At 55.7% G+C, this 25,488-nt stretch carries 27 protein-coding genes and 1 tRNA gene; 12 read left to right on the forward strand and 16 right to left on the reverse strand.

All coding sequences use genetic code 11. The features are described from left to right. Positions 1-248 precede the first annotated feature (248 nt). The 7 genes from IAE48_RS12240 (at position 249) to IAE48_RS12270 (ending at position 6,054) form a co-directional block, all read left to right on the forward strand. Positions 249-325: transfer RNA gene (locus tag IAE48_RS12240), tRNA-Arg, on the forward strand. Positions 326-646: 321 nt separating this feature from the next. After that, positions 647-1,213, forward strand: coding sequence for a fructose-1-phosphate/6-phosphogluconate phosphatase (gene yqaB / locus IAE48_RS12245; protein WP_200134653.1), 567 nt, complete (start codon positions 647-649; stop codon positions 1,211-1,213). Further along, a complete protein-coding gene (locus tag IAE48_RS12250; protein ID WP_200134553.1) occupies positions 1,210-1,638 on the forward strand; it encodes a YqaA family protein in 429 nt (142 codons plus the stop codon). Before yqaB ends, IAE48_RS12250 begins: the two co-directional genes overlap by 4 nt. Before the next feature lie 80 nt (positions 1,639-1,718). After that, positions 1,719-3,263: a glutamate--cysteine ligase gene (gene gshA / locus IAE48_RS12255; protein WP_128482274.1), complete on the forward strand. Its 1,545-nt coding sequence runs from the start codon at positions 1,719-1,721 to the stop codon at positions 3,261-3,263. 154 nt (positions 3,264-3,417) lie between these two features. Next, positions 3,418-3,933, forward strand: a complete 516-nt coding sequence (gene luxS, locus IAE48_RS12260) for an S-ribosylhomocysteine lyase (RefSeq protein WP_023480587.1) — start codon at positions 3,418-3,420, stop codon at positions 3,931-3,933. A 277-nt stretch (positions 3,934-4,210) separates the two neighbouring features. Next, positions 4,211-4,582: a hypothetical protein gene (locus IAE48_RS12265; protein WP_232045228.1), complete on the forward strand. Its 372-nt coding sequence runs from the start codon at positions 4,211-4,213 to the stop codon at positions 4,580-4,582. After that, positions 4,579-6,054 (forward strand): FKBP-type peptidyl-prolyl cis-trans isomerase N-terminal domain-containing protein, encoded by a 1,476-nt coding sequence (locus IAE48_RS12270; protein WP_200134554.1) that lies wholly within the window; start codon positions 4,579-4,581, stop codon positions 6,052-6,054. The genes IAE48_RS12265 and IAE48_RS12270 overlap by 4 nt, the downstream gene beginning before the upstream one ends. 36 nt (positions 6,055-6,090) lie before the next feature. Here IAE48_RS12270 and emrB read toward each other — a convergent pair whose 3' ends face one another. The 7 genes from emrB to proV form a co-directional block, all read right to left on the reverse strand. Continuing rightward, complete coding sequence (gene emrB, locus IAE48_RS12275; protein ID WP_023480531.1) at positions 6,091-7,623, reverse strand: multidrug efflux MFS transporter permease subunit EmrB; 1,533 nt, start codon at positions 7,621-7,623, stop codon at positions 6,091-6,093. A 15-nt stretch (positions 7,624-7,638) separates the two neighbouring features. Beyond that, the gene (gene emrA, locus IAE48_RS12280; protein ID WP_124967457.1) at positions 7,639-8,811 is read right to left on the reverse strand and encodes a multidrug efflux MFS transporter periplasmic adaptor subunit EmrA; all 1,173 of its coding nucleotides are present in this window, start codon (positions 8,809-8,811) and stop codon (positions 7,639-7,641) included. A 117-nt stretch (positions 8,812-8,928) separates the two neighbouring features. Next, the gene (gene mprA, locus IAE48_RS12285) at positions 8,929-9,459 is read right to left on the reverse strand and encodes a transcriptional repressor MprA (RefSeq protein WP_023480518.1); all 531 of its coding nucleotides are present in this window, start codon (positions 9,457-9,459) and stop codon (positions 8,929-8,931) included. A gap of 450 nt (positions 9,460-9,909) precedes the next feature. After that, the gene (locus IAE48_RS12290; RefSeq protein ID WP_200134555.1) at positions 9,910-11,094 is read right to left on the reverse strand and encodes an MFS transporter; all 1,185 of its coding nucleotides are present in this window, start codon (positions 11,092-11,094) and stop codon (positions 9,910-9,912) included. 153 nt (positions 11,095-11,247) lie between these two features. Beyond that, complete coding sequence (gene proX, locus IAE48_RS12295; protein ID WP_200134556.1) at positions 11,248-12,243, reverse strand: glycine betaine/L-proline ABC transporter substrate-binding protein ProX; 996 nt, start codon at positions 12,241-12,243, stop codon at positions 11,248-11,250. A gap of 60 nt (positions 12,244-12,303) precedes the next feature. Next, positions 12,304-13,368: a glycine betaine/L-proline ABC transporter permease ProW gene (gene proW / locus IAE48_RS12300; protein ID WP_054803936.1), complete on the reverse strand. Its 1,065-nt coding sequence runs from the start codon at positions 13,366-13,368 to the stop codon at positions 12,304-12,306. Further along, positions 13,361-14,563 (reverse strand): glycine betaine/L-proline ABC transporter ATP-binding protein ProV, encoded by a 1,203-nt coding sequence (proV, locus tag IAE48_RS12305; protein ID WP_200134557.1) that lies wholly within the window; start codon positions 14,561-14,563, stop codon positions 13,361-13,363. The genes proW and proV overlap by 8 nt, the downstream gene beginning before the upstream one ends. A gap of 125 nt (positions 14,564-14,688) precedes the next feature. Here proV and IAE48_RS12310 point away from each other — a divergent pair, with 125 nt between their 5' ends. Then, positions 14,689-14,865, forward strand: coding sequence for a hypothetical protein (locus IAE48_RS12310; RefSeq protein WP_200134558.1), 177 nt, complete (start codon positions 14,689-14,691; stop codon positions 14,863-14,865). Positions 14,866-14,926: 61 nt separating this feature from the next. Here IAE48_RS12310 and nrdF read toward each other — a convergent pair whose 3' ends face one another. The 5 genes from nrdF to IAE48_RS12335 form a co-directional block, all read right to left on the reverse strand. Further along, positions 14,927-15,889, reverse strand: a complete 963-nt coding sequence (nrdF, locus tag IAE48_RS12315) for a class 1b ribonucleoside-diphosphate reductase subunit beta (protein WP_233631576.1) — start codon at positions 15,887-15,889, stop codon at positions 14,927-14,929. A 10-nt stretch (positions 15,890-15,899) separates the two neighbouring features. Then, positions 15,900-18,044, reverse strand: a complete 2,145-nt coding sequence (gene nrdE, locus IAE48_RS12320) for a class 1b ribonucleoside-diphosphate reductase subunit alpha (protein WP_200134560.1) — start codon at positions 18,042-18,044, stop codon at positions 15,900-15,902. After that, positions 18,017-18,427 carry a class Ib ribonucleoside-diphosphate reductase assembly flavoprotein NrdI gene (gene nrdI, locus IAE48_RS12325; RefSeq protein WP_094421780.1) on the reverse strand — a complete coding sequence of 137 codons (411 nt, stop codon included), beginning with the start codon at positions 18,425-18,427 and terminating at the stop codon, positions 18,017-18,019. Before nrdI ends, nrdE begins: the two co-directional genes overlap by 28 nt. Then, positions 18,424-18,654 carry a glutaredoxin-like protein NrdH gene (gene nrdH, locus IAE48_RS12330; RefSeq protein WP_042712550.1) on the reverse strand — a complete coding sequence of 77 codons (231 nt, stop codon included), beginning with the start codon at positions 18,652-18,654 and terminating at the stop codon, positions 18,424-18,426. Before nrdH ends, nrdI begins: the two co-directional genes overlap by 4 nt. A gap of 265 nt (positions 18,655-18,919) precedes the next feature. After that, a complete protein-coding gene (locus tag IAE48_RS12335; RefSeq protein ID WP_200134561.1) occupies positions 18,920-19,246 on the reverse strand; it encodes a DUF883 domain-containing protein in 327 nt (108 codons plus the stop codon). Positions 19,247-19,407: 161 nt separating this feature from the next. Here IAE48_RS12335 and IAE48_RS12340 point away from each other — a divergent pair, with 161 nt between their 5' ends. Further along, positions 19,408-19,752 carry a DUF2002 family protein gene (locus IAE48_RS12340; protein WP_042712548.1) on the forward strand — a complete coding sequence of 115 codons (345 nt, stop codon included), beginning with the start codon at positions 19,408-19,410 and terminating at the stop codon, positions 19,750-19,752. A gap of 13 nt (positions 19,753-19,765) precedes the next feature. On the opposite strand, the gene alaE is transcribed toward IAE48_RS12340, so the two are convergent. Both alaE and IAE48_RS12350 read right to left on the reverse strand, forming a co-directional pair. After that, complete coding sequence (alaE, locus tag IAE48_RS12345; RefSeq protein ID WP_054803941.1) at positions 19,766-20,215, reverse strand: L-alanine exporter AlaE; 450 nt, start codon at positions 20,213-20,215, stop codon at positions 19,766-19,768. A gap of 419 nt (positions 20,216-20,634) precedes the next feature. Further along, entirely contained in the window at positions 20,635-20,814 is a 180-nt protein-coding gene (locus tag IAE48_RS12350) for a hypothetical protein (protein WP_200134562.1), read from the reverse strand. A 179-nt stretch (positions 20,815-20,993) separates the two neighbouring features. Between IAE48_RS12350 and IAE48_RS12355 the strand changes: the two genes are divergently transcribed. Together IAE48_RS12355 and IAE48_RS12360 are read left to right on the forward strand one after the other, a co-directional pair. Continuing rightward, positions 20,994-21,152, forward strand: coding sequence for a YqaE/Pmp3 family membrane protein (locus IAE48_RS12355; RefSeq protein ID WP_023480545.1), 159 nt, complete (start codon positions 20,994-20,996; stop codon positions 21,150-21,152). A gap of 120 nt (positions 21,153-21,272) precedes the next feature. After that, complete coding sequence (locus IAE48_RS12360) at positions 21,273-22,139, forward strand: hypothetical protein (RefSeq protein WP_200134563.1); 867 nt, start codon at positions 21,273-21,275, stop codon at positions 22,137-22,139. Here IAE48_RS12360 and IAE48_RS12365 read toward each other — a convergent pair. Further along, positions 22,136-22,738: a short chain dehydrogenase gene (locus IAE48_RS12365; protein WP_200134564.1), complete on the reverse strand. Its 603-nt coding sequence runs from the start codon at positions 22,736-22,738 to the stop codon at positions 22,136-22,138. The genes IAE48_RS12360 and IAE48_RS12365 overlap by 4 nt on opposite strands. A 100-nt stretch (positions 22,739-22,838) precedes the next feature. Here IAE48_RS12365 and IAE48_RS12370 point away from each other — a divergent pair, with 100 nt between their 5' ends. Continuing rightward, positions 22,839-23,735, forward strand: a complete 897-nt coding sequence (locus IAE48_RS12370; RefSeq protein ID WP_200134565.1) for a LysR family transcriptional regulator — start codon at positions 22,839-22,841, stop codon at positions 23,733-23,735. A 32-nt stretch (positions 23,736-23,767) separates the two neighbouring features. Here IAE48_RS12370 and IAE48_RS12375 read toward each other — a convergent pair whose 3' ends face one another. Then, positions 23,768-25,432, reverse strand: a complete 1,665-nt coding sequence (locus IAE48_RS12375) for a methyl-accepting chemotaxis protein (RefSeq protein WP_200134566.1) — start codon at positions 25,430-25,432, stop codon at positions 23,768-23,770. Positions 25,433-25,488: the final 56 nt, after the last annotated feature.

A 25,488-nucleotide genomic window follows, 5' to 3' on the forward strand; every position in this document is an offset into this window, starting at 1 on the left:
CTCGGCTACGAACCGAGCGGTCGGAGGTTCGAATCCTCCCGGATGCACCATATTCTGCGAAATACCAGTAAGTCTGTTTTCTCAGGGGTAGCGGGTCTAACCGCAAGCACCAGGGAAGATAGCGTTGCTTCAGCAACGACCCGAAGGGCGAGGCGAAGCCGAGTCATCCTCCCGGATGCACCATCTTGCTCAGTGTGATTGTGATAAACAGGGCACTGAATCTGCGTTGTAAATAAAGTTTTCCCGATGCATCCGTAGCTCAGCTGGATAGAGTACTCGGCTACGAACCGAGCGGTCGGAGGTTCGAATCCTCCCGGATGCACCATTCTCTGCGAGATAACAGCCAGTCTGTTTGCTCAGGGGTAGCGGGCCTAACCGCGAGTAACAGGGAGGATAGCGTTGCTTCAGCAACGACCCGAAGGGCGAGGCGAAGCCGAGTCATCCTCCCGGATGCACCATCTTTTACGAACTCATCAATAAACTCCTCTCTTATTCTTTCTGCTTAAAGCATCATCCTCAAAACTCCCACACTTTCGACGAAATTCTGCCCAAAATCATATTCCCTGAAGCTAATCTCGCGCTGGATGCGACAAAAAGCCTTGTTTACGTTAAAGTAAATGTTAGTTATCCGGTTTGTGAGAACATGATGTACGCACGTTACGCTGGTTTGATTTTTGATATGGATGGCACCATCCTGGATACTGAACCAACCCACCGCAAAGCCTGGTACGAGGTGCTGGCGCGTTACGGCATGCATTTTGACGAACAGGCAATGATAGCGCTGAACGGTTCGCCAACCTGGCGTCTCGCCGAGGTCATTATCGAAGCAAACCAGGCCGATCTTGATCCCCACTTACTTGCCCAAGAGAAAAACGCAGCCGTGAAAGCGATGCTGCTCGATTGCGTGCGCCCGTTACCGCTTATCGACGTGGTAAAAGCGTGGCACGGGCGTCGCCCGATGTCGGTTGGCACCGGAAGTGAAAGCGCCGTTGCTGAAGCGCTGCTGGCGCATCTCGGTCTGCGACACTATTTTGATGCGGTAATTGCCGCCGATCACGTTCAGCACCATAAACCCGCACCGGATACCTTTTTACTCTGCGCAAAACGTATGGGCGTGCAGCCGTCGCAGTGCGTGGTATTTGAAGATGCCGACTTCGGCCTGCAGGCGGCGCGTGCGGCCGGTATGGACGCTGTGGATGTCCGCATATTGTGAGCGATGCGCTACCGCTTCTTTCACTGTTCGCCAGCAGTTTTCTCAGTGCCACGATTTTACCGGGCAACTCAGAGGTGGTGTTGGTCGCTATGCTGTTGGCGAAAGTCAGCCAGCCCTGGTGGCTTGTTGTAATAGCAACAATGGGTAATAGCCTTGGAGGGCTGACTAACGTTATTCTTGGGCGCTTCTTCCCGCAGCGTAAAGCATCGCGCTGGCAGGAGAGGGCGACCGGCTGGCTCAAACGTTACGGCGCCGCGGCGCTGTTATTGAGCTGGATGCCTGTTATAGGCGATCTGCTGTGCATACTTGCGGGATGGCTACGCCTTTCGTGGGGGCCAGTGCTCTTTTTTTTATGCCTTGGCAAAGCGTTGCGCTATGTGGCTCTCGCCCTCGTAACGCTTCAGGGTATGACGTGGTGGCACTAATTGGATTGCGTGAGTGACCTTTCATCGTCAACCATTACAATTATGCTTAATAAAACGATTATTACAGGCGGGAGGTCAATTTGATCCCGGACGTATCACAGGCGTTGTCCTGGCTGGAAAAACATCCTCAGGCGCTCAAAGGCATCCAACGTGGCCTTGAGCGCGAAACCCTGCGCGTTAACGCGGATGGGTCTTTGGCGACAACCGGTCACGCGGCAGCGCTTGGCTCTGCATTAACTCATAAATGGATTACGACGGATTTTGCCGAAGCGCTGCTGGAGTTTATCACCCCGGTTGAGGGTGATATTGACCGCATGCTCACTATCATGCGCGACATCCATCGCTATACCGCCCGCCAGATTGGCGATGAGCGTCTCTGGCCGCTGAGCATGCCCTGCTACATCAAAGAGGGGCAGGAAATTGAGCTGGCGCAGTACGGCACCTCAAATATTGGTCGCCTGAAAACCCTCTACCGCGAAGGGCTGAAAAATCGCTATGGCGCGCTGATGCAAACCATCTCCGGCGTGCACTATAACTTCTCGCTGCCGATGGCGTTCTGGCAGGCGAAAAGCGGCAGCACCGATAAAGAAGCGGTCTCGGAGGGCTATTTCCGCCTGATCCGCAACTACTATCGCTTCGGCTGGGTCATCCCTTATCTTTTCGGTGCCTCACCGGCTATTTGCTCCTCCTTCCTGCAAGGTAAAGAGACGTCGCTGCCCTTCGAGAAGATGCACAACGGCATGCTCTATCTGCCTTATGCCACGTCGCTGCGCTTAAGCGATTTGGGCTACACCAATAAGTCGCAGAACAGCCTCAATATTACCTTCAATAATCTTCATGATTACGTGGTCGCGCTGAAGCGCGCGATCAAAACGCCGTCGGAAGAGTACGCGAAGATCGGTTTGCAGAAAGAGGGCAAGTATCTGCAAATCAACACCAACATTCTGCAGATCGAAAATGAGCTCTACGCACCGATTCGCCCGAAACGCGTGACCCGTAGCGGCGAAACGCCGTCGGATGCGCTGCTGCGCGGCGGCATTGAATATATCGAAGTGCGCTCGCTGGATATCAACCCGTTCACCGCGATTGGTGTTGATGAGCAGCAGGTGCGTTTCCTCGATCTCTTTATGGTCTGGTGTGTGCTGGCCGATGCGCCGGAGATGAGCAGCGATGAACTGCTCTGTACGCGTACTAACTGGAACCGCGTGATCCTCGAAGGCCGTAAGCCGGGCCTGACGCTCGGTATAGGCTGTGAAACCGCGCAATACCCGCTCGCCGATGTCGGACGCGATCTGTTTAACGATCTGAAACGGGTAGCGCAAACGCTGGATGGCGTGTACGGTGGCAATGAGTATGAAGCGGTATGCGATCAGCTGGTCGCCAGCTTTGACGATCCTGAGCTGACCTTCTCGGCGCGTATTCTGCGTTCGATGATTGATGAAGGCATGGGCGGAACAGGTAAAGCGCTGAGCGAGCAGTACCGTTCGCAGCTGCGCGAAGAGCCGCTGGAAATTCTGCATGAAGAGGATTTTATTGCGGAATGCCACGCTTCACTGGCGCGCCAGGCGGAGATTGAAGCCGGGGATAACGAATCGTTTGAAGCGCTGCTTGCGCGTCACGCCTAGCAGAAAAGAAAAAGGCCACATCGCTGTGGCCAAAATTTCATCTCTCGAAGAACAGGGATGATGATAACAAATGCGCGTCTTTCATATATTCAGACTCGCCCGCGAATAAAGAGTTCAGTTTATTTTAAAAAAAATCACTGTCGGAGGTGACTAAATGCCGTTACTGGATAGCTTCACTGTCGATCACACCCGTATGGAAGCGCCTGCAGTCCGTGTTGCTAAAACAATGAACACGCCGCACGGCGACGCCATCACCGTATTCGACCTGCGTTTTTGCATTCCTAATCAAGAAGTTATGCCGGAGAAAGGGATCCACACGCTGGAGCACCTTTTCGCTGGCTTTATGCGCAACCACCTCAACGGTGATGGCGTAGAAATTATCGATATTTCGCCGATGGGTTGCCGCACCGGCTTCTACATGAGCCTGATCGGTACGCCGGATGAGCAGCGTGTCGCTGATGCCTGGAAAGCGGCGATGGCAGATGTGCTGAAAGTGAAAGAGCAGAATCAGATCCCTGAGCTGAACGTTTACCAGTGCGGCACATACCAGATGCACTCGCTGGAAGAGGCGCAGGAGATCGCGCGTCACATTCTCGATCGCGATGTGCGCGTCAACAGCAATGATGACCTGGCTCTGCCGAAAGAGAAGTTGCAGGAACTGCATATCTAGTTTGCTATGCCGCTTTCTGGTTAACAGGAAGCGGCACTATTATATGCCCTCATATTTATAAGAAATTTTTTATACATTATTTCTATTTGATTCTCTTAATTATTACCCGCGCTTAATATATAAGTAATATCCTTGCTGCCGCCACGCCTTCTTATTGTTATTTCAATCTTGCCATGATAGTTTGCACCGCACGTCGCTATTAGGCGAACGTGTTACCTTCTGTATTTATTTTCTGCATCTATTTCAGTGAAAAGAATGCCTGAATAACGAGGATATTATGCGGCGCTCACCCATCTCTTACGTATGTCTCTCTTTTTGTCTCTCACTTACATTAACCGGCTGCGTTAAATCAAAAGCACCTGCTCTGGTGCAGGACGCGCCGCAGAAGCAGGAGACACAGCAGTGCTACGAACTGCTTACCGCTCTGCAGGGTCTCGACAAAACGGCATTTGAAACCTATAAGCAGCAGTTCACCACCCTTAATCAAAGCTATGAAGTCTACAAAAAAAATCAGCCGATTATTGATAACAACTCGGCGGAAATAATGAAGACGGAAATTGATAACAAAATTGAAGTTGTTTGCTCGCGCGTACGCAGCGCGGTATTCGTGAATATGTCCCGGCGCGCAAATGCACTGAAACAGTTATGAGAAAATTATTATATTCATCAGCTGTATTGCTATCAGCTATTTCATCCTCCGGGGTTCGAGCCGATCCGGCTGCATTACTTGAGCAGTTAAATAAAGAGAAGATTATCGCCGTTACTCCTCACTCTCCGTTTATTAACGATCGACTTTCGGCACAGCCGAACGCGACGCCTGCACCACCGGTTGAGGTGCAGAGTAAGGTGAAAGAGAGTGAGGCGAAGCGTGCGGAAGTCGCGCAGCTAAAGCGTAAGCTTACGTTAGCGCAACGCCAGATCGCCGCGCTGAAGAAAAAGCAGCGCGCCACAGCGGTTGTACTGCCCGCTAAGCAGGACGCAGTGGCAAAAGAGAGTGCCTCGTTAAAACAGCAGTTGCAGACGCATATTCAGCAACTTGCCGAAACGAAGCAGAAGCTTGCCGATGAGAGCGACGCGCTAAAACATCTGCGTGATGAGAAAAGCCAGCTTGAACAGCAGCTCAAGGCCAGCCAGCAGCAGCTGGCGCAGACGAGCCAGAAGCACGCCGATGACACGCAAGCCCTACAGGCGTTTCGCACGGCGAATAGCGATCTGCAGCAGCAGGTGAAAACCCATCAGCAGCAGCTGGAGGCGCTGGAAAAGCAGGGCCAGCAGCACACCGCCGCGCCATCGCAAAGCGCGGAGCAGGTGAAGCAACTCATCCAGGCCAAAGAGGAGATAAGCAGCAAGCTTGATCTCGCCACGAAGCAGGTCAGCGATCAGGCCGCGCGTATCGCCACGCTGGAGGCGCAGCTTAAGCAGCGCACAGAGGAGAGCGCGCAGGCTGAGCAGAAGAGTGCTGCGCTGTTAGCGCCGCAAAAAGCGCAGAGCCACTATCTGCTGACAGAGAACAGATCGCCCGCCGCCAGAATGAACTACGCCTGGGGCGCCTGGTTTGCGGCGAAAGCGCAGCAGGAGAGCGTCACGCTGACCCACTCCGGGCAAAAATATCTGCCAGAGGCGTTTTTGCAGGGCTTTCAGGATAAGTTCGCCGGCAGCCTGCAGATGAAGAGTGACGATATCGAAAAGGTGCTGCAAAGCCTGAATAAAAAGATGGGCGATGCGCAGAAAAACGAGCTGGCGCAGAACCGGAAACAGGCACAAAACGTGCTGGCCGAGGCGGCAAAGCTGAAAGGCGCTGAGCGCACTGCCAATGGCATCATCTATCTGGTGGAGAAGAAAGGGCAGGGCGTTGCGCTGCTGTCTGGCGATGTGATCCGCTTTCGGGTTGATGAGAAGCTGAGTTCCGGCAAGGTGCTGTCGCGCGGTGCGGTACACAGCGGGCGAATTAGCGAGCTGCCGCCGCTGATGCGCGCAGGGATTGAAAAAGTGGTGGTCGGAGGGCGGATTCGAATCTATACCCCCGCCGAGCTGGCATACGGCGAGCAGGGGATCCCGGGCATGGTGCCACCGGGCGTGGCGTCAATCATGACGCTTGAGATCCTCGGTATCGTGAAATAAAAAAACGCCTCCCTGCGGAGGCGTTTTTATTTGGCGTTAATGCGCGCCGCCGCTGCTGCCTGCACCAAACGGAGGTTTGGCAAACCAGACCAGGCCAAGCAGTATCAGGAAGACCCCCGCCGAGACCCAGAAAATTTCGTTCGCCGAAATGATCAGCCCCTGGTTGGTGATCTGCTGGGCAATCCAGCCTGATGACTGCTGCTGCGACATCCCCATTCCCTGCAGCTGGTTATACATCTCCTGCGCGTTCGGGTTGTAGGGGTTAACGGACTCCGTCAGTTGCGCATGGTGCATCGATTCCCGGTTGGTCCACAGCGTCGTGGTGATGGATGTGCCGATCGAGCCTGCCAGCGTTCGCGTAAAGTTCGACAAACTCGAGGCCGCGGCCAGCCGCTCCGGCGGCAAGCCGGAGAGAGTAATGGTCGTCAGTGGCATAAAGAAGCAGGCCACGGCAAAGCCCTGAATAAACTGCGGCCACGCTGACGCGCCAAAATCCATTCCCGGCTCAAATGTATAGGCGCGCCAGTAGAAGCACACCGCATACATAATAAAGCTGAAGGTTACCAGCCTGCGCATATCCAGCTTATGCGCAAAGCGGCCAATAATCGGCGACAGCAGTACCGGGATCACGCCAACCGGCGCAGACGCCAGCCCGGCCCAGGTTGCGGTATAGCCATACACCTCCTGCAACAGCTGCGGCAGCAAAACAATTGCGCCGAAGTAGAGCATATAGGCAAGGCTGATACATAAGCAGCCGATGGTAAAGTTCCGCGACTTAAACAGCGAGAGATCGACAATCGGGTTATCGTCGGTGAGCTCCCACACCACGAGGAAACTCAGGGAGATCACCGCGACAATCGTCAGCACAATAATCTCGGTCGAGTTGAACCAGTCCAGCTCTTTCCCCTGGTCGAGCATCACCTGCAGACTACCGATACCCACCACCAGCAATGCGAGGCCTACGCCATCAATACGCCGCTGCTCGGTACGCGTCTCACGTCCGCGCAGGCTTTGCAGGGTAAGCAGCACCACCAGCGCGCCAATCGGCACGTTGATAAAGAAGATCCAGCCCCAGTGGTAGTTATCGCTGATATAGCCGCCGAGGATCGGCCCGCAAATCGGCGCGACGATCACCGTCATTGACCAGAGCGCCAGCGCGATAGAGCGCTTCGCCGGCGGGTAGTTGCTCAGCAACAGGCTCTGCGAAAGCGGGATCAGCGGCCCGGCAACAATCCCCTGGATAACGCGGAAGAAGATCAGCATCCCAAGGCTGTTGGAGACGCCGCACGCCCAGGAGGCGATGGCAAACGCCACCGTCGACCAGAGAAAGAGCCGCACTTCGCCGAAGCGTTTTGCCAGCCAGCCGGTAATCGGAATTGAGATGGCGTTCGCCACCCCGAAGGAGGTGATCACCCAGGTCCCCTGGCTCAGCGAGGAGCCAAGGTTACCGGCGATCGTCGGGATAGCCACGTTGGCGATGGTGGAATCCAGCACCTGCATGAAGGTCGCGAGTGAAAGTGCAATGGTCATAATGACCAGCTGCGCGCCCTCCAGCGGTTTCTGTTGCATGGCACTCATATAAGATTACCCGGCGTTGGCTTTCACGATGTTATTGATAAGCGTGTTGACCGGCTCAAGATTGATCTCCCGCGCGTTACTCTCATACGCTGGCGTGGTGCGTGCCTGCTTCGCCAGCACGGCGCCATCGCGCGCGGAGGTATCGACTTTCACCGTCGTTGACAGGCCAATACGCAGCGGGTGATCTGCCAGCTGTTGGGCATCAAGCTCGACACGCACCGGCAGTCGCTGAACCACTTTGATCCAGTTCCCGGTCGCGTTCTGCGCGGGCAGCAGTGAGAAGGCGCTGCCGGTACCCATATCGAGACCGACCACTTTGCCTTTGTACTCCACCTCATCGCCATAAAAATCGCTGATGATGGTCGCGGTCTGACCAATGCGCATATGCGCAAGCTGCGTCTCTTTAAAGTTGGCATCCACCCAGAGGTTGGTCGCCGGAACCACCGCCATCAACGGAGTGGTGACAGAAATCTGCGCGCCAGGCTGCACCGCGCGGCGGGAGACATAGCCGGTGAGCGGGCTGACAATTTTGGTGCGCTGCAAAGCCAGCCAGCTATTACGGACTTCTGTTGCTGCCTGCTTCACCGCGGGCTGCTCTTCGAGCGGCGTATCCAGCACGATCGCCTGGTTGGCGTTATATTGCTGAACGGCGACATCCAGTGCGGCCTGCGCGCTGGCAACCGCATCACGGGCGTGCTGCAACTCTTCGCGGCCAATCAGATTCGCACTACCGAGCGGCACGCGGCGGTTAAGATCGCTCTGCGCCTGGGCAAGGGCGGTCTTTTTCAGCTCAACGCTCGCCTGCAGTTGTTTGCTGTTGATGATGGACTGGCGGGTCTGGCGTACGCTGGTTGCCAGCTGGGTCTGCGCTTTTTCAAACGCCTGGCGGGCATCGGTCTCATCAAGCGTGACCAGCACATCGCCTTTCTGCACAAAATCGGTGTTGTCGGCCCAGACTTTCGTCACGCTGCCGGAGACCTGCGACATGATCTGTACCTGGTTCCCCGCCACATAGGCGTCGTCCGTCTCTTCAAAATGACGCAGGACTAAAAACCAATAAATTCCGTATGCCACGGCAATAACAACAAAGAGCAAGGTCAGTAACAGCAGCAATCCCTTACGTTTGCCGCGCTTTTTGACCGGTTGCTGCGGGGTCTGGCTCTCCGCATTTGCGCTCATGATTCTCTCCACGATCTTATTTTTAGTTATGTCGGCGTGTACCGACCTTTCGTCAGAAAGGCCAGCTTAGCTGGCCCTTCACATTGCTCATCCTGGAAACTAAAGCTGTTTATCGCGTTAGCGCAGCGCCTCGAGGACCACGTCCTCTTCATCCATCTGGTCGAGACGCGACAGAAGCTTACGGGTGATCTGCTCGAGCTGATCTTTCTCAGCGTTGGTCAGGGTTGACCAGAGTTGATGCAGGCAGTTGTGCTGCGGTGGCAGAACCTGACGCAGGAACTCGTGTCCTTTGTCGGTCAGTTGCAGATGCAGACAGCGGCGATCGTTATCGCTTTCGCGGCGTTCGATCCAGCCGCGCTTCTCCAGCTCATCGGCGATACGAGTAGCGTTGGTGCGGGACGATCCCAGCGCGCTGCTCAGCTCCGACGGCTGAATGCTGTGATTTTCCTGCGACTCCAGGGTAATCAGCGCCATAAACAATGTCTCGTTAATGCCCTGCGCTTTCAGCATCTTATTGCGGTTTTCCAGCAGCTTGCCCTGCATGTGCATACAGAGGCGGGTCAATAAAATCTCCTGAAACGGGAAATCTTCATAGCGGCTGGCGCGAAACTTAAGCATTTGTTCAATGGGCGTAAACGAACTATCCATTTGGGTATAACCTCATTAATTGCAGTCGATATAGTAACGACGGTGACAAATAAAGTAAATGTATTATTTGTGCTAATAAATTTGCTCTATCTATGCATGTGGCAGAAATTTCCAGGCGACACCGGACAGCAGTGCGCTCACTAGCGTGAAGAAGACAGGGCGGTGACGATGCCAGAGGTGGCGACCGGCGAAGCGGGCGTATAAAACGAAGGAAAATGCCACGGCGGGGTGGCTAACAATAGAGGACAGGCGGTTTGTGATGCCTTCCGTGTGCGATGCCACCTTTTCAGGCCCGGCGGTGTAATTCAATGAACGATCCATATCCATAAAGTTTGTTATATATCACCCACGTTAATATAACCGGGATAAACAAGTCCTATAACCTTAGCAGAGTGACGGACGTGTTAACACCCCGGTTTGGCACCGAATTGCCTAAACGTGAGCGGTTGCTTAGCTCTGCGCCTCCGTATGGCGATATCCTCGCCACCACACCAGCACGTTAAGCAAGGCGAGGATAGCGCCCGCAGCGCAGACGCCAGCCCAACCCGCATGCTGCCACGCCGTGGCCGAAATCAACGACCCTGCGGCACCGCCGATAAAGTAGCTGGTCATATAGCCAGCTGTGAGCCGGTTACGCGCCTCCGGGTTCACGCGATAGATAATCGTCTGGTTGGTGATATGCACCGCCTGTACCGTGAGATCGAGCACGATAATGCCGATAATCAGCGCGAAGACGGAACTGTGACCAAACCAGGTTGCCACCCAGGAGAGCAGAAGCAGCACCAGACCACCTGTGGTGGTGAGGTTGCCTTTGCCGCGATCCGCAAGCCCGCCCGCCTGACGTGCACCTAATGCACCGGCGGCGCCCACCAGGCCAAACAGGCCGATCATCGCATCAGAGAAGTGAAACGGCGGCGCGGCGAGCAGAAAGGCCATTGAAGTCCACAAGACGCTGAAGTTGGCAAAGCTCAGGCAGCCAAGCAGCGCGCGGGTGCGCAGCAGTTTATTGCTGGCGAAGAGGGTGAAGACGGAGCCGAGCAGCTGCGGGTAGTTAAGGTGCGTTTCCGACTTGAGTTTCGGCAGGCCGCGCCAGAGCGCCAGCGCCATCAGCACCATTAATATGCTGGCAACCCAGTAAACGGTGCGCCAGCCGCCGAGGCTTGCCAGCAGCCCGGCGACGGTGCGCGCAAGCAGGATCCCCAGCAGCAGGCCGCTCATAATCGTGCCGACCACTCGCCCACGGCTCTCTGGCGTCGCAAGCGTCGCGGCCAGCGGCACCAGAAGTTGCGCCACCACTGAGAAGAGGCCGGTAAGTGCGGTACCCAGAATCATCAAACCGAGCGATGGGCTACTGGCGGTAATCAGCATCCCGCCCGCTGAGAGTAGCGTCATCACCACAATTAATGTGCGCCGCTCAAACATATCGCCAAGCGGCACCAACAGCAGCAGCCCGGCGGCATAGCCAAGCTGCGCGGCGGTGACGATAAATCCGGCCTGGCTTGCGGTGATCGAAAAGGCGTTAGCGATGGTATCCAGCAGCGGCTGCGGGTAGTAATTGCTGGCAACGGCGAGTCCGGTTGCCATCGACATCAGCGCAATCAGCGCCGGGCTAAGTCCGTGGTGAGTTTTTGTCATAGGTATCAACTATCAATGAGGTTCTTTGTCAGAAATCCATCATAGACAATTGCCCGGCGGCGTGTGTTGTTATCTGTGCACCCGGGCTGGATAAACGAACGCGCCACCGGGCGAGAACCCGATGGCGCGTGAGAAGGTCAAAGAGTCAGTGCGTTACTTCTGTGCGGCGAGCGCCTCTTTCACCCAGCCATCAAACTGCTGCTGATGGGCTTTGATCCAGCCATCAACGTGGCCCTGCACATCCGCTTCGGAGGCTTTACCGGCGTGCATCATCGCATTCTGGGCATTGATATCCGCCAGCGGCAGTTTCATAACGGCAAACAGCTTCGCCGCCGCCGGGTTTTTCTCCGCCCAGGCTTTATTGGCAACAATGTGCATGGTGTTCACCGGGAAACCGTAGTTCATGCCGTTCGGCAGTTTGGTATCGATATTTTTCTGCTCGCCCGGCAGGGAGGAGAACGGCACCTGCAACCAGACCACATCTTTACCCGGCTTCAGCACATCGCTCACCCAGTACGGGGTCCAGGTGTAGTAGAGGATCGGTTTCCCCTCTTTAAAGCGGGTGATGGTGTCCGCCATCATCGCCGAGTAGTTACCGTGGTTAACCGTGACGGTGTTCTCCAGGCCATAGGCTTTGTGCTGGTGGTTAATCACCGTTTCACAGCCCCAGCCCGGCGAGCAGCCCATCATATCGGCTTTGCCGTCACCGTTGCCGTCGAACAGTTTGGCGATTTTCGGATCTTTTAACTGCTCAATATTGGTGATGTGGTACTTATCGGCGGTTTTCTTGTCGATCAGGTAGCCCTGCGCCGCGCCGGTCACATAGGTGCCTTCGCGGTAGAACTTCTTATTGCCCCCGGCGGCGGCATACATATCATCATGCAGCGGCTGCCAGTTGACGGCGGTAAAGGTGACATCGCCTGCTGCCATCGAGGTGTAACCGACGTTGTAATCTACTTCATCCGGTTTTTCGACCGTATAGCCGAGCTTTTCAAGGCCGCGGCTGACCAGCAGCGTCTGGAACGCCTCTTCGGCGATGGTGCTCTGAAACGGTTTAACGGTAATGCCTTTGCCCGGCAGATCGGCGGCAAAAGCGCTGGTGGAGAGAAGGGTGGTAAACGCTGTGGCAAAAAGTACGCTATGTCGCATCGTTATTCCTTATTTTTCAGGTGTGATGTTGTTGCCCGGCCGGTGCGCCGGGCAGCAAAATTATTTGGCGAAGGGGCGGGTCAGCAGGCCTAGCGGGCCGGTCTGATACCAGCGGCGGTTACCGCGGCTGCGCGAGTCACGACCCACGGCCTGAGTCAGGCGGTCAAGAATGATTGCGAGGATCACAATCCCGACGCCGCCGACGCTGGCAAGGCCCATATCAAGGCGACCAATACCGCGCAGCACCATCTGCCCCAACCCGCCAACGGCGATCATCGAGGCGATCACCACCATCGACAGCGCCAGCATCAGGGTCTGGTTGATGCCCGCCATAATGGTTGGCATTGCTAGCGGGAGCTGAACTTTGAACAGCATCTGGCGCGGGCTGGCACCAAAGGATCGTGAGGCTTCAATCAGATCCGCCGGCACCTGGTTGATGCCAAGGATCGTCAGGCGCACTACCGGCGGCAGGGCGAAGATAATCGTCACCACCACGCCCGGCACGTTCCCGATACCAAACAGCATCACAATCGGCACCAGGTAGACAAACGCCGGAGTGGTCTGCATCGCATCCAGCAGCGGGCGAACGATCTTCGCCGCCCGCGGGCTGCGCGCCAGCCAGATCCCCATCGGCAAGCCGATCACCACGCAGAACAGTAGTGCGGTGAGCACCAGAGCCAGGGTAATCATCGCCTGTGACCAGGCACCAATCGCGCCGATGGCAATCAGTGATACCAGCGTTGCAACGCCCATCCCGGCGCTGCTCATCTGCCAGGCGATCAGCGAGAAGAGAATAATCGCCACCGGCGACGGCATGCCGAGCAGCAGTTGCTGAAAGCCGCTAAGAATGTAATCCACCGGCACGCGAATGCCCTGGAAGAGCGGGCGGAAGTGGAGCACCACCCAGTCGATCGCCTGCGTTACCCAGCTGTCGAGCGGGATCAGCGTTTTATGGAATGGATCCATAATGTTGAAGTGTTCCGGCGCGGGTGCCGGGGCGCTGTTAAGCCAGTCAGCGCTGCCGCTATCGGCAGGTGCTGCTGCGCCGCCGCCCCACGCATCAGCCGACTGTGCGGCGCTGTCCGTTGCCGGTGCGCTCTGCCACGGATTGTTTTGATCAGCCATTGTTTGCCCCCTCGCGATCTAAAGCCTGCAGCAGCATTCGTTTCGAAATGATGCCCACGTACTGTTGCTCTTCCCCCACCACCGGCACCGCGCAGGGCGCCTGTCCGACGTGGGAGAGCAGTTCGCTGAGCGGCGTGTCTGCCTCCACCGCAAGCGGGGAGTCAATCAACGCCGCATCGAGCCCTTGCGCGGCGGCCAGCGCCGCTTTCAGGGAGTCGATGGAGACAATGCCGACAAACTTATTGCCGCGCTCAATGACATAGCCATATTCGCGGTCCTCATCCTGCAACATTTTCAGCGCCGAGCGCGGGCCGAAACCGGGCGTTTTACGAATCAGACCCACGGGCGTACGGCGCGCAATATCCTTCGCGCTGAACACCTGGCTAATATCAACGCCGCGGAAGAAGGTGCGCACATAATCATTGGCCGGATTATTCAAAATCTCATCCGGCGTGCCGACCTGCACCACTTCGCCGTTTTGCATAATCGCAATCCGGTCGCCAATGCGCATCGCTTCATCAAGATCGTGGGAAATAAAGACAACGGTGCGCTGATGTTTCGCCTGCAGCTTGACCAGCTCATCCTGCATCTCGGTACGAATTAAGGGATCGAGCGCGGAGAAGGCCTCATCCATTAATAAGATATCGGGATTGATGGCTAATGCGCGGGCTAATCCGACGCGCTGGCGCATACCGCCGGAGAGTTCATCCGGGTAGCCGTGGGCGTAATTTTCCAGCCCCACCTGGCGCAGCGCATCGAGCGCTTTTTCCTGGCGCTCCTGCGCGGGCATGCCGGCTAACTCCATACCAAATGCGGTATTATCCAGCACCGTCATATGGGGCATTAGGGCGAATGACTGGAAGACCATTGCAATCTTTTTTCTGCGCACCTCGCGTAGCTCGGCATCGGATATTTTGGCAATATCGACGCCGTCTATCAGCACCTGTCCGCGGGTGGGTTCAATCAGGCGATTGAGAAGGCGTACCATAGTGGATTTACCCGAGCCGGATAACCCCATGATGACGAATATCTCGCCTTCTTCAATGGCCAGACTGGCGTCTTTCACGCCAAGCGACAGACCCGTTTTTTCCAGTATTTCTTCTTTCGAAAGTCCTTTTTCTATATATTTGAAAGCTCTCTGCGGATGCTCGCCAAATACTTTATAGAGATTCTTAACTTCTAATTTAATTGCCATGCAATAATAGAGTTCCTGTTATTTATTATTTCGATACGCTACCCAATGAATATATTTGACTGGTCATACCCTACCACACTCTTCATCTGAGACAACCCTTCTGTGCCGCGCTTTACAGAATTTCCATGCACTCAAATGGCATTATTTCCCATGATATAAGGGCTGGCGCGGGTAATCATTTTTTTGAATTGGACAGAAAAATGAGCCTGAATGGAGATGATTTTGCGGAATATGAACAAACCATGACAGCGCAGACCGTCATAGTTATTTTGCTAAGAATCAGCTTAAATGCGGCGGAATAAATAGTAGTGAATTAAAAAACGAGGGGATATTCTCCTCCCGCAGCGCGAGAGGAGAGAATATTTAAAAGTTCCAGTCTTCGTCTTCCGTTTCGACGGCTTTACCCATCACATACGACGAGCCGGAGCCGGAGAAAAAGTCGTGATTTTCGTCGGCGTTGGGCGACAGCGCCGACAATATCGCCGGATTGACGTCCGCCATCTCCGGCGGGAAGAGCGCCTCATACCCGAGGTTCATCAGCGCCTTGTTCGCGTTGTAGCAGAGAAACGCTTTCACCTCTTCGGCCCAGCCGCTGTCGGCATAGAGATCGTCAGTGTAAGCAAGCTCGTTATCGTATAGCTCCATCAGCAGATCGAGGGCGAAAGCTTTCAGCGACTCGCGCTCGGCCTCGCTCACTTTCTCTAACCCTTTCTGATACTTATAACCGATGTAGTAACCGTGCACCGCTTCATCGCGAATGATGAGACGAATCAGGTCGGCGGTGTTGGTCAGCTTGCCGCGGCTTGACCAGTACATCGGCAGCCAGAAGCCGGAGTAGAAGAGAAACGACTCCAGAAAGACGCTGGCGATCTTCTTTTTCAGTGGATCGTCAGCGCGATAGTGGCCCAGCACGATCTGCGCTTTGCGTTGCAGGGCGTGGTTCTCTTCGCTCCAGGCGTAAGCAACATCAACATCCCGCGTCTGGCAGAGCGTCGAGAAGATAGAGCTGTAGGAGCGGGCATGCACCGCCTCCATAAAGCTGATGTTGGAGAGCACCGCCTCTTCGTGCGGCGTGGCGGCATCCGGCATCAGCGCCGGTGCACCAACGGTGTTCTGAATGGTGTCGAGCAGCGTCAGCCCGGTAAAGACGCGGATCGTCAGCTGCTGCTCGGCCGGGCTTAAGCTCTGCCAGGCCGGAATATCGTTCGACAGCGGTACTTTTTCCGGCAGCCAGAAGTTACTGGTGAGCCGGTTCCACACTTCGAGATCTTTATCATCCTGGATTTTGTTCCAGTTCACCGCGCTGACGCGGGAGAGTGGGTTCATCATGCTTTCCTCATAGCGCACAGGAGACGCAGCCCTGGATTTCGGTGCCTTCCAGCGCAAGCTGGCGCAGGCGGATGTAGTAGAGCGTCTTAATGCCCTTTTTCCACGCGTAAATTTGCGCCCGGTTGATGTCGCGCGTGGTGGCGGTGTCTTTGAAAAAGAGCGTCAGTGACAGACCCTGATCGACATGGCGCGTCGCTTCGGCGTAGGTATCAATGATCTTCTCTGGCCCAATCTCGTAGGCATCTTCATACAGGGCCAGGTTCTCATTGGTCATAAACGGGGCAGGGTAGTAAACGCGCCCGGTTTTGCCCTCTTTGCGGATCTCAATCTTCGACACAATCGGGTGAATACTCGATGTCGCATGGTTGATATAGGAGATCGACCCGGTCGGCGGCACCGCCTGCAAATTCTGGTTATAGATGCCGTAACGCATCACCTCTTCACGCAGCTGTTGCCACATCTCGCGCGTCGGGATGGTGATATTGGCGCGGGCAAACAGCGTGCGCACTTTATCGGTTTTCGGCTGCCAGTCGCCTTCAAGATAGCGGTCAAAGTACTCACCGCTGGCGTAGCGAGAGGCGGGGAAACCGGCAAAGGTCTGGCCGCGCTCGCGGGCGATCATCATCGAGGTATGCAGCGCATGCCAGGTGATGGTGTAGAAGTAGAAATTGGTGAAATCGAGCCCTTCCGGGCTGCCGTAGGCAATGCCTTCGCGTGCCAGATAGCCGTGCAGGTTCATCTGCCCCAGCCCAATCGCATGGGAGGCGGCATTTCCCGCTTCCACCGACGGCACCGAGCGGATATGGCTCATATCGGAGACGGCGGTTAAACCGCGGATCGCCGTCTCAACGGTGCGGCCGAAATCGGGCGAATCCATGGTGTGGGCGATATTCAGCGAGCCGAGATTACAGGAGATATCGTGCCCGGTGTCGGCGTAATCGAGGTTGTCATCAAAGGTTGAGGCGCTGTTAACCTGCAAAATCTCCGAGCAGAGGTTGCTCATATTGATGCGCCCGGCAATCGGGTTGGCGCGGTTAACCGTATCTTCAAACATGATGTAGGGATAACCGGACTCAAACTGGATCTCTGCCAGCGTCTGGAAGAAGTCGCGCGCGTTGATCCAGCTTTTGCGCACCCGCTCGTCGGCAACCAGCTGGTGGTAGTTTTCGCTGATCGCCATATCGCCAAACGGCTTGCCATACAGACGTTCCACATCGTAGGGGGAGAAGAGCGCCATCTGCGCGTTCTCTTTCGCCAGCTGGAAGGTGATATCCGGGATCACCACGCCCAGCGACAGGGTTTTGATGCGGATCTTCTCATCGGCGTTTTCGCGCTTGGTATCAAGAAAACGCAGAATATCGGGATGATGGGCATGGAGATAGACTGCACCTGCGCCCTGGCGTGCGCCCAACTGATTGGCATAGGAGAAGGCATCTTCCAGCATCTTCATCACCGGGATCACACCGGAAGACTGGTTTTCAATGCGCTTGATCGGTGCACCTGCTTCGCGCAGATTCGAGAGCAAAAAGGCCACGCCGCCGCCGCGCTTGGAGAGTTGCAGGGCGGAGTTCACCGCGCGACCAATCGACTCCATATTGTCTTCAATACGCAGCAGGAAACAGGAGACCAGTTCGCCGCGCTGCTTTTTACCGCAGTTAAGGAAGGTCGGCGTCGCGGGCTGAAAGCGGGCAGAGAGGATCTCCTCCACCAACTCCTGTGCCAGCGCGGTGTCGCCCTGCGCCAGCGTTAAGGCCACCATGCAGGCGCGATCTTCAAAATCTTCCAGATAGCGTTTGCCATCAAAGGTTTTCAGCGTGTAGCTGGTGTAGAACTTCCAGGCGCCAAGGAAGGTCTGGAAGCGGAAACCGCGCGCTTTCGCTTTCGCCAGCAGATCGATGACAAACGCCCGCTCATAGCGCGCGAGCACGCTCTCATCGTAATAATTTTCTGCCACCAGCCAGTTAAGGCGCTCATCCTGGCTCGCAAAGTGAACGCTGTTGGGGCGAACGTGGTGCGCCATAAACGCCTCCACCGCCTGGTGGTCTTTTTCAAACTGAATGCGGCCATTGCGATCGTAAAGATTGAGCATGGCATTCAGTGCATGGAAATCGGGCGTGCTCTGCATCACGCGCGCTGCGGTTGTCGTTGCCAAAATTCGCTTACTCCTGTTCGCACGTTGATGATGTCCTGCGCAGTACCCATCAATTCAAACCGATAGAGATAGGGCACCGCGCATTTTTGCGCGATCACATCGCCCGCGCGGCAAAACGCATCGCCAAAGCTGCGATTGCCGGCGGCGATCACGCCGCGAATCAACGCCCGATTATGCGGATCGTTCAAAAAGCGGATCACCTGGCGCGGCACAGCACCGGCCGTACCGCCGCCGCCATAGCTGGGAACCACCAAAATATAGGGTTCGTCTACCTGAATACGCTCACGCTCGTTAAGCGGAATGCGCACCGCCGGCAGCCCCAGACGCGTAATAAAGCGATGGGTGTTTTCCGAGCTGCTGGAGAAGTAGACGAGCGTGCTCATGCGGCTGCGCTGAGACGATTAATCATATCCGGGCGGAAACCGGACCACTTTGTCTCGCCTGCAACCACCACCGGCAGCTGGCGAAAACCCATCGCGCGCAGCTGGTCTGCGGCATCCGGCACATGATCAATGTTCACCATCTCAAACTCAAAACCGCGGCTCTCCATCGCCCGTTTGGTGGCGTGGCACTGAACACAATCATCCCGAGTGTAAATAGTAATGCGCATGATTCGTATTTCCGTTAAAAGTAATAGAGCGGCGCGATAAGTCGCGTCAGTTAGTGTATGGAGTACAAGAAGAGATACTAGATGTAGTTATGAATTTTATCAACCATACAATATATGGGAAAAAGACACAGGCCGTGCCCAGGAGAATGACTGAATGGGTAAGGGCGAAATGTCGCCGCGTATTGTAAAGCGGGGCGGAAAAAGGACAAAGAAAAACCCCTGCCATCCGGCAGGATGGGCAGAGGTTTCAGATTATTTGTATAAATTAACGACGGAAGCTGAGCAGCGCGCCGACAAAAATACCAACGGCAGCAGCAGCACCGACGCTGCACCACGGACGGTCTTTCACAAAGCTATCGGCACAGCCGACGGCGTCACGTGCCGCTTGTTGCACACGGTTGCGACCATGCATACGGGCGCGAGTCTCTTTCAGCAGCGCCTGCGCTTTACGGCGTGCAGATTCGCCTTCCTCTTTCGCGTCGCTGCTCCAGGATTTAAGCAAATCTTCCAGGCTATCAGCTAACTGGTTGACATCGTTATTGATATCATCAACACCTTCATCTACTTCACGGCGTGTGGGTCTGTTTAACATAGTAGCCTCCCTTTTTTTGGTGTGCTTTTAAGCGTAGACCATAATTTTACAGGCCAAACGGCAAACGCCCATTTACGCGCAGTTTGTGGAATTTTCTGAGTCACTGACCATGCTCAGTACTGTAAGGTTGCGAAGCAGTTGAGAGATGATGAGGAAAATCTATGTATTTACGACCCGATGAAGTGGCGCGCGTGCTGGAGAATGTCGGCTTTACGATGGATGTGGCGACCAACAAAGCGTACGGTTATCGCCGTGGCGAAAACTATGTATATGTTAACCGTGAAGCGCGTATGGGCCGCACGGCGCTGATTATCCATCCCACCCTGAAAGAGCGCAGTTCATCGCTGGCCGATCCCGCATCGGACATTAAGTTGTGCGATCACTACCACAATTTCCCGCTCTATCTGGGCGGTCATGAACAGGACCATTACGGCATTCCGCATGGTTTCAGTTCGCGTATGGCGCTCGAGCGCTTCCTGAACGGCCTGTTCGGCGAACAGCACTAACCCAGAGCTGCCATCAGGCTTTCGCCTGGTGGTAATGACTCACCCGGAAGAGACGGCGGCAGTAATCGAGGAAGTAGCCGTACACCGCACCCATCAACATCGATATCACGATATTTGAACTGACTGCCGCCATAATCTGCTGCCAGTCTGCCCCTACCGACCACAAAATCGTTACATACACCGGCGACTGAAAAGTGACATACGCCAGCACATCCGCCAGATTTTTCATCCAGCCTGCGGGGCTTATGCGGCGTGCATAGCGCATAAAGAGATCGCGATAGAAGCCGTAAGGCCAGGCAATAATGATGTTAACCGGGATCGCCACCAGACGAGAGGAAAGGGACTGCTCAAAGCTCATTCCGGAGAGGAATATTTCAATCACCATGTTCACTACTGAACAGTAGACCACCATCGCGAAAGTGTCCGCAGCGGCGTGGCGCAGGCGAGACTGCGAAGAGAACATGATGAAGCTCCTTGAAAAATGATGGCGCAATGAAGAGGTGTAGCGTTTTAAAACGGACTTATTTACGCGCATAGCGTATCTGTCTGATTTGAAACTCTCAACTAGCGATTAATTTTTATTTTTGACCGCCGCCTGGATAAAGTGCTCTGCATCTGCTGCAATCTTCCGCATTGCCCTATTATTGTTGGGTTGGTGTTGGAAGTGATTTATTTTCAGTAAGTTACATTATTTCACGGCAGGGCGTAGCGGTCAGCGTAGCGCGCTATGCTTTGGCGAAGAGTGAAAAGCGTTGAGGCAGTATGTTTTATGCTAGTAAGGCGTTTTTAGCAGCATATGATGCGGTCTGGAGGGGTTGGGGTTTTACGCGTCAGAAGTGGGTATGTATGCCGTTACGCGGCGGGCGAGCCCACCGCAATAACTCAGCAGACACCAAAGTCGCCCTCTTCTTTGTACAGCTCGACGTCATTGGCTTTAAGCGTCAGCTTTTCCGCCTGTTCGTCGTGAGTGGGCACCGCAATAATCTGGTCATCATGCACTTCGAGCACTTTGAGTTTCGGGCCGCCAATGCGCGGTTGAACGATATCGCCTACAGCAAACATACGTCTCTCCTTTGTAACGAGGTTGTAAGAGTAAACATAGACTGAACAGTGAGAGTGGTACAGCGTAAAAGAGGGTAAACCTCTTGATGGCTGATTGGCACTGTGGGATGTAGCGGCTACGCTTAAACAGATTGTGTAAATTATCAATCACCTGGAATTTACTTTGCACAGGAGGCTTTATGGGCTTTTGGCGTATTGTCATTACGATTCTTCTTCCGCCGCTGGGCGTGCTGCTCGGGAAAGGCTTAGGCCTGGCGTTTCTTCTTAACATTCTGCTCACGCTGCTGGGTTACATCCCGGGCCTGATCCACGCCTTCTGGGTGCAGTCCCGCGACTGATCCTTCCGGGGCGGTTCTCCGCCCCACGCCGTTCAAGTGCACATTTTTTCTCCAAAACCTTAAAGAGAATGGTGATGACGTCGATAAATATCACGTTAGCAATCACTTTAAGGAAGCGAAATGAGCATTCAGGAAGTCAGTGCCTCTGCGGCAGCGCAGTCGCAGTATGAGGTGCGTGCGTCAAAAACGATAACGTTTGGTGGCAAAGAGATTGTCACCGAGAGTTCGATCTCTGTCTCCATCTCTGCAGAAGCGCTGGCGCGCGGCGCAGAGAGCCAGCCAAAACCCACCAAAGAGCAGAGCGAAAAGGTCGCCCGCGAGATGGCCGTTGTGCGTAATAACGATATGGCCTCTTATGCACGCGGGCCGAGCCTTGCCAGCGCCTTCTATGGCGACCCGGCCACGGCCAACGACGCGGTAAGCTTTATCGACTTTTTCCAGCACTCCACCATCAATGCTGATGATATGGCTACGGCGCTACACCAGGCGTTGACCTCGCCGCAAGGCAGCGGTGATGAGACCACCCTCGGGATGGACGTGGCGATGACCCAGGCGAAACTCAATTATGTGGTGGATAAGTTTGTCTCGGCGGATTACCAGCAGCAGGCGCGCGATTTCGTCGCCGGGTTTGTGGCTAAAAAAGGCGAGCAGGCGGATCAGACCAACCGCGCGGCGCTGACCCAGTCGGCGGAGCTGGCGCAAGGCATGGGCGACACCGCTCAGGCGAAACAGAGCCAGCAGGCGATCGAACAGCTTGATGCCGGAACCCACTCCTCACAGACGGACCGCAAGGCGATGCTGGCGATCACCGCCAGCGCTGACGACAGTAACAGCTGGTTTGCGCAGATGAATCAGCGGGTGGAAAACAGCGGTTCGCTGCCGTTTGTCACTGCGCTTGAGAAAAACCACATCGGCGCGTTACAGCAGCAGTGGACGCAGTTCACCACCCTGTTGAAACCGGCGGGCGACGAGAGCCAGCGCGCTTAATACCCGACGGTAAAGGTGCGGCCTGTCTGCACGCCGTGAACACTGCGTCGATAGGCCAGTGCAGCGCGCGCGGCAGGCACACTTTCAAACCCCGGGAAGAAGGCGCCATATTTTTCAACGGATTCGCGGAGCACCGTCGGGCTGACGACGTTAATGCGTAAGCCGCGCGGTAACTCGCACGCCGCGGCACGCACAAACCCCTCCAGTGCCGCATTGACCGCGGTAGCATTCACCCCCTGCGCAATGGGTTCACTGCCGATAATGCCGCTGGTCAACGTGATCGAGCCGCCATCATTGAGATAGTGCTGACCTATAAGCGACAGCCGAACCTGCCCCAGTAGTTTGTCGTTAAGGCCGGAAGCAAAATCCTCTGCGCGCATCGCCGTTAGCGGGCCGAAAAAGAGTGAGCCGGTGGTGGCGATAATCGCGTCAACGCGTCCGGTCTGCGCAAACAGCGCCTCGACACTCTCATCACGCGTTAAATCGACCTGTAGATCGCCATGCGTTAACCCGACGCTTATCACCTCGTTATCCTGACCCAGCTCGGTCACCACTGCGCGGCCAAGGGTGCCGGTAGCACCGATTACGATAATCTTCATTTCAACTCTCCTTCGGTGTGCGGAGTGGTCATTTTTTCGCTAATCATTGATAAGATAAATGCTCTGAATGTTTATTCATTCCTAACTAATGGTTTGCACTATGGATAAGCTGCGCAGTATGGCGGTGTTTATCGCCGTGGCAGAGGCGGGGTCCTTTACTCAGGCCGCCGCCAGGCTGGAGATCTCGGCGGTAATGGTCGGGAAATACATTGCTCAACTCGAAAATAGCCTCGCGACACGCCTGCTGGCGCGCAACACCCGACGCCAGAGCCTGACGGATGCCGGTCGTGTCTTCTATGAGGAGGCGCGGCGGGTGCTGGAGCAGGTGCATATTGCCGAAACCTTGGTCGAGCGGCTACGCGCGGCACCTGCCGGTACGCTGCGCGTCAGCGCCTCAACCACTTTTGGCGGCTGCGTTATCGCACCCATCACCGCCACCTTTCTCACGGCGTGGCCGCAGGTGCGGGTCGATCTCGATTTGAGTAATCGCAGCGTTGATCTGCTGGAGGAGGGGTTCGATCTGGCGATCCGTATCGGCGCGGTGAACAGTGAGGATGTGGTGGTAAAACCGCTCTGCCTCTACCGGATGGTGATCTGCGCCGCGCCTGCCTATCTAGCGCGTTATGGCGAGCCATCCTCACCCGAGGCGCTGCGCGATCATCGCTGTCTGTCGAACGGAGTGTGGAACCGGCGCAATGAGTGGAAACTGCCGGGCGAAGCGGGAGAGATGAGCTGGCAGCGCGATCCGGTGCTGCGCTGTAATGACGGGCAGGGGTTGCGAATGGCGGCTATTGCCGGAGCGGGGCTGCTGTTGCAGCCTGAAATCCTGGTACGCGAGGAGCTGGCAAACGGCACGCTGGTGCGCATCATGCAGCCCTTCACGCCCAGGCCGCGGCCGGTGAACCTGGTCTATCGCCAGGACAGCCGACCGCTTCCAAAACTGACGCGGTATATCGAACACTTACACCACGAGATCACGCAGTGGGTGGCAGCGTAACCCGCGCGACAGCTTCATCGCGCGGGTGTCTGTCAGAAGGTTTCCCAGTTGCCGTCACCGCTGCCAGTGCTGGCGGTAGCCACCGGGCGCAGCGGCGCGACGCTCGGTTTACCTGGTCTGGCGTTAAGCAGTGCGCTGTGCCCGTTGACGCGAAACACGGCAACGGCCTGACGCAGCTGCTCGGCCTGCTCTTCAAGTGCCGCGGACGCAGCGGCGGACTCCTGCACCAGCGAGGCGTTCTGCTGGGTGACGCTATCCATCTGCGACACGGCCAGGCTCACCTGCTCAATACCTTTACTCTGCTCATCGGATGCCGAAGCGATCTCGCCCATAATATCCGTCACGCGGGTAACGGCATTGACGATCTCTTTCATGGTATCGCCCGCTTCCGCCACCAGCGTGGTGCCGGAGTTGACGCGGTTTACGGAGTTTTCAATCAGCGTTTTGATCTCTTTTGCCGCCTGCGCGCTGCGGCTTGCCAGCGTGCGCACTTCGCCTGCGACCACAGCAAAGCCACGGCCCTGTTCGCCCGCGCGCGCCGCTTCCACGGCGGCGTTCAGCGCCAGGATATTGGTCTGGAAGGCAATCCCGTCAATCACGCTGGTAATATGGGCGATCTGCTGGGAACTGTCGGAGATCTCGCTCATCGTGCGCACCACATTGCTCACCACCTGGCCGCCGCGTGCAGCGGTGTCAGACGCGGTTTTTGCCAGCTGCGACGCCTGGCGGGCGTTATCGGTGTTCTGTTTCACCGTTGCGGTCAGCTGCTCCATGCTGGCAGCGGTCTCTTCCAGCGACGCCGCCTGCTGCTCGGTGCGTGAAGAGAGATCGTTATTGCCGGTTGAGATTTCGCTGGCGCCGGTATAGATCGAATCTGAACTGTTGCGCACCGCGCTGACGGTTTTCACCAGCGAAGATTGCATCTCATGCAGACCGCCCGCCAGTTGGCTCATTTCATTACGTCCTTGCGCCGCAATGGACTGTGTCAAATCGCCACCGGCAATGGCGCGAATATGGTTCATCACGCTGTGCAACGGGCGCAGCAGCAGATGCTGCAGGCCGAGCCAGATCATTACCATCACCGCAATTACCACCAGCAGAATCACCCCCAGCGTCCACTGCATGCTGGTAAAGCTGTGCTGGTTTTGCTGTGCGGCAGCCTGCAAGAAGGTGTTGTTTTCGGTACGCCATTTGGCGTAGCTGGCATCCATATCATCCTGCGCCTGCTGCGCATCCAGGTTGCCATAGGCTTCATAATTGTTGGCGCGCAGGAAGGCGATCGACTGCTGCAACACATCGTGCATCTTAGTGATCTTTTGCGCGACGTCGTCCGCCAGTACGCTATCCTGCCCGGCGACGCGCGGTGTGCTTTTATAGTTATTGAAATAGGTTTCAGATTTCTGTAGGGAATCGGTTGCGGTGTTGAGCAGCTTTTCGATACTGGCGAGGGAAGCCGGATCGCGCTGGTTTTTCAGAAAGCGGATCGCCACGCGGGTGACGGTGACGCGGGTTTTGATCAGCGTATTTACGCTGTCGCCAAGGTTTTCTTGCTGCGCATTCAGCACGCCGGTGTTCTGGAAATTCACCCGGTCGTTATTGACCGCCGAGTAAAAAAGACCCCCGGTGACCAGTTGAAGAAGGCAAAATACCGAAAGGGCGATAATAATGCCGGTGATAACACGTATGTTTTTGAGCATGGCCATAGTCCGTAAGAGAGTCGGGATTGCTCAAGAATTATCGACCTGGCCTGCCT

The sequence above is a fragment of the Kosakonia sp. S57 genome (genome assembly GCF_016516575.1).
Classification (GTDB): Bacteria; Pseudomonadota; Gammaproteobacteria; order Enterobacterales; family Enterobacteriaceae; genus Kosakonia; species Kosakonia cowanii.

Coding starts and splice junctions, on each gene's coding strand:
- IAE48_RS12375 (WP_200134566.1), bottom strand. CDS start 25,432: ATGCTCAAAAACATACGTGTTATCACCGGCATTATTATCGCCCTTTCG.
- emrB (WP_023480531.1), bottom strand. CDS start 7,623: ATGCAACAGAAACCGCTGGAGGGCGCGCAGCTGGTCATTATGACCATT.
- nrdF (WP_233631576.1), bottom strand. CDS start 15,889: ATGAACCCACTCTCCCGCGTCAGCGCGGTGAACTGGAACAAAATCCAG.
- IAE48_RS12335 (WP_200134561.1), bottom strand. CDS start 19,246: ATGTTAAACAGACCCACACGCCGTGAAGTAGATGAAGGTGTTGATGAT.
- IAE48_RS12270 (WP_200134554.1), top strand. CDS start 4,579: ATGAGAAAATTATTATATTCATCAGCTGTATTGCTATCAGCTATTTCA.
- IAE48_RS12310 (WP_200134558.1), top strand. CDS start 14,689: ATGCACTCAAATGGCATTATTTCCCATGATATAAGGGCTGGCGCGGGT.
- luxS (WP_023480587.1), top strand. CDS start 3,418: ATGCCGTTACTGGATAGCTTCACTGTCGATCACACCCGTATGGAAGCG.
- yqaB (WP_200134653.1), top strand. CDS start 647: ATGTACGCACGTTACGCTGGTTTGATTTTTGATATGGATGGCACCATC.
- proW (WP_054803936.1), bottom strand. CDS start 13,368: ATGGCTGATCAAAACAATCCGTGGCAGAGCGCACCGGCAACGGACAGC.
- proX (WP_200134556.1), bottom strand. CDS start 12,243: ATGCGACATAGCGTACTTTTTGCCACAGCGTTTACCACCCTTCTCTCC.
- proV (WP_200134557.1), bottom strand. CDS start 14,563: ATGGCAATTAAATTAGAAGTTAAGAATCTCTATAAAGTATTTGGCGAG.
- nrdI (WP_094421780.1), bottom strand. CDS start 18,427: ATGAGCACGCTCGTCTACTTCTCCAGCAGCTCGGAAAACACCCATCGC.
- IAE48_RS12360 (WP_200134563.1), top strand. CDS start 21,273: ATGAGCATTCAGGAAGTCAGTGCCTCTGCGGCAGCGCAGTCGCAGTAT.
- IAE48_RS12355 (WP_023480545.1), top strand. CDS start 20,994: ATGGGCTTTTGGCGTATTGTCATTACGATTCTTCTTCCGCCGCTGGGC.
- emrA (WP_124967457.1), bottom strand. CDS start 8,811: ATGAGCGCAAATGCGGAGAGCCAGACCCCGCAGCAACCGGTCAAAAAG.
- alaE (WP_054803941.1), bottom strand. CDS start 20,215: ATGTTCTCTTCGCAGTCTCGCCTGCGCCACGCCGCTGCGGACACTTTC.
- IAE48_RS12290 (WP_200134555.1), bottom strand. CDS start 11,094: ATGACAAAAACTCACCACGGACTTAGCCCGGCGCTGATTGCGCTGATG.
- IAE48_RS12350 (WP_200134562.1), bottom strand. CDS start 20,814: ATGTTTGCTGTAGGCGATATCGTTCAACCGCGCATTGGCGGCCCGAAA.
- IAE48_RS12370 (WP_200134565.1), top strand. CDS start 22,839: ATGGATAAGCTGCGCAGTATGGCGGTGTTTATCGCCGTGGCAGAGGCG.
- IAE48_RS12265 (WP_232045228.1), top strand. CDS start 4,211: ATGCGGCGCTCACCCATCTCTTACGTATGTCTCTCTTTTTGTCTCTCA.
- nrdH (WP_042712550.1), bottom strand. CDS start 18,654: ATGCGCATTACTATTTACACTCGGGATGATTGTGTTCAGTGCCACGCC.
- IAE48_RS12365 (WP_200134564.1), bottom strand. CDS start 22,738: ATGAAGATTATCGTAATCGGTGCTACCGGCACCCTTGGCCGCGCAGTG.
- IAE48_RS12340 (WP_042712548.1), top strand. CDS start 19,408: ATGTATTTACGACCCGATGAAGTGGCGCGCGTGCTGGAGAATGTCGGC.
- mprA (WP_023480518.1), bottom strand. CDS start 9,459: ATGGATAGTTCGTTTACGCCCATTGAACAAATGCTTAAGTTTCGCGCC.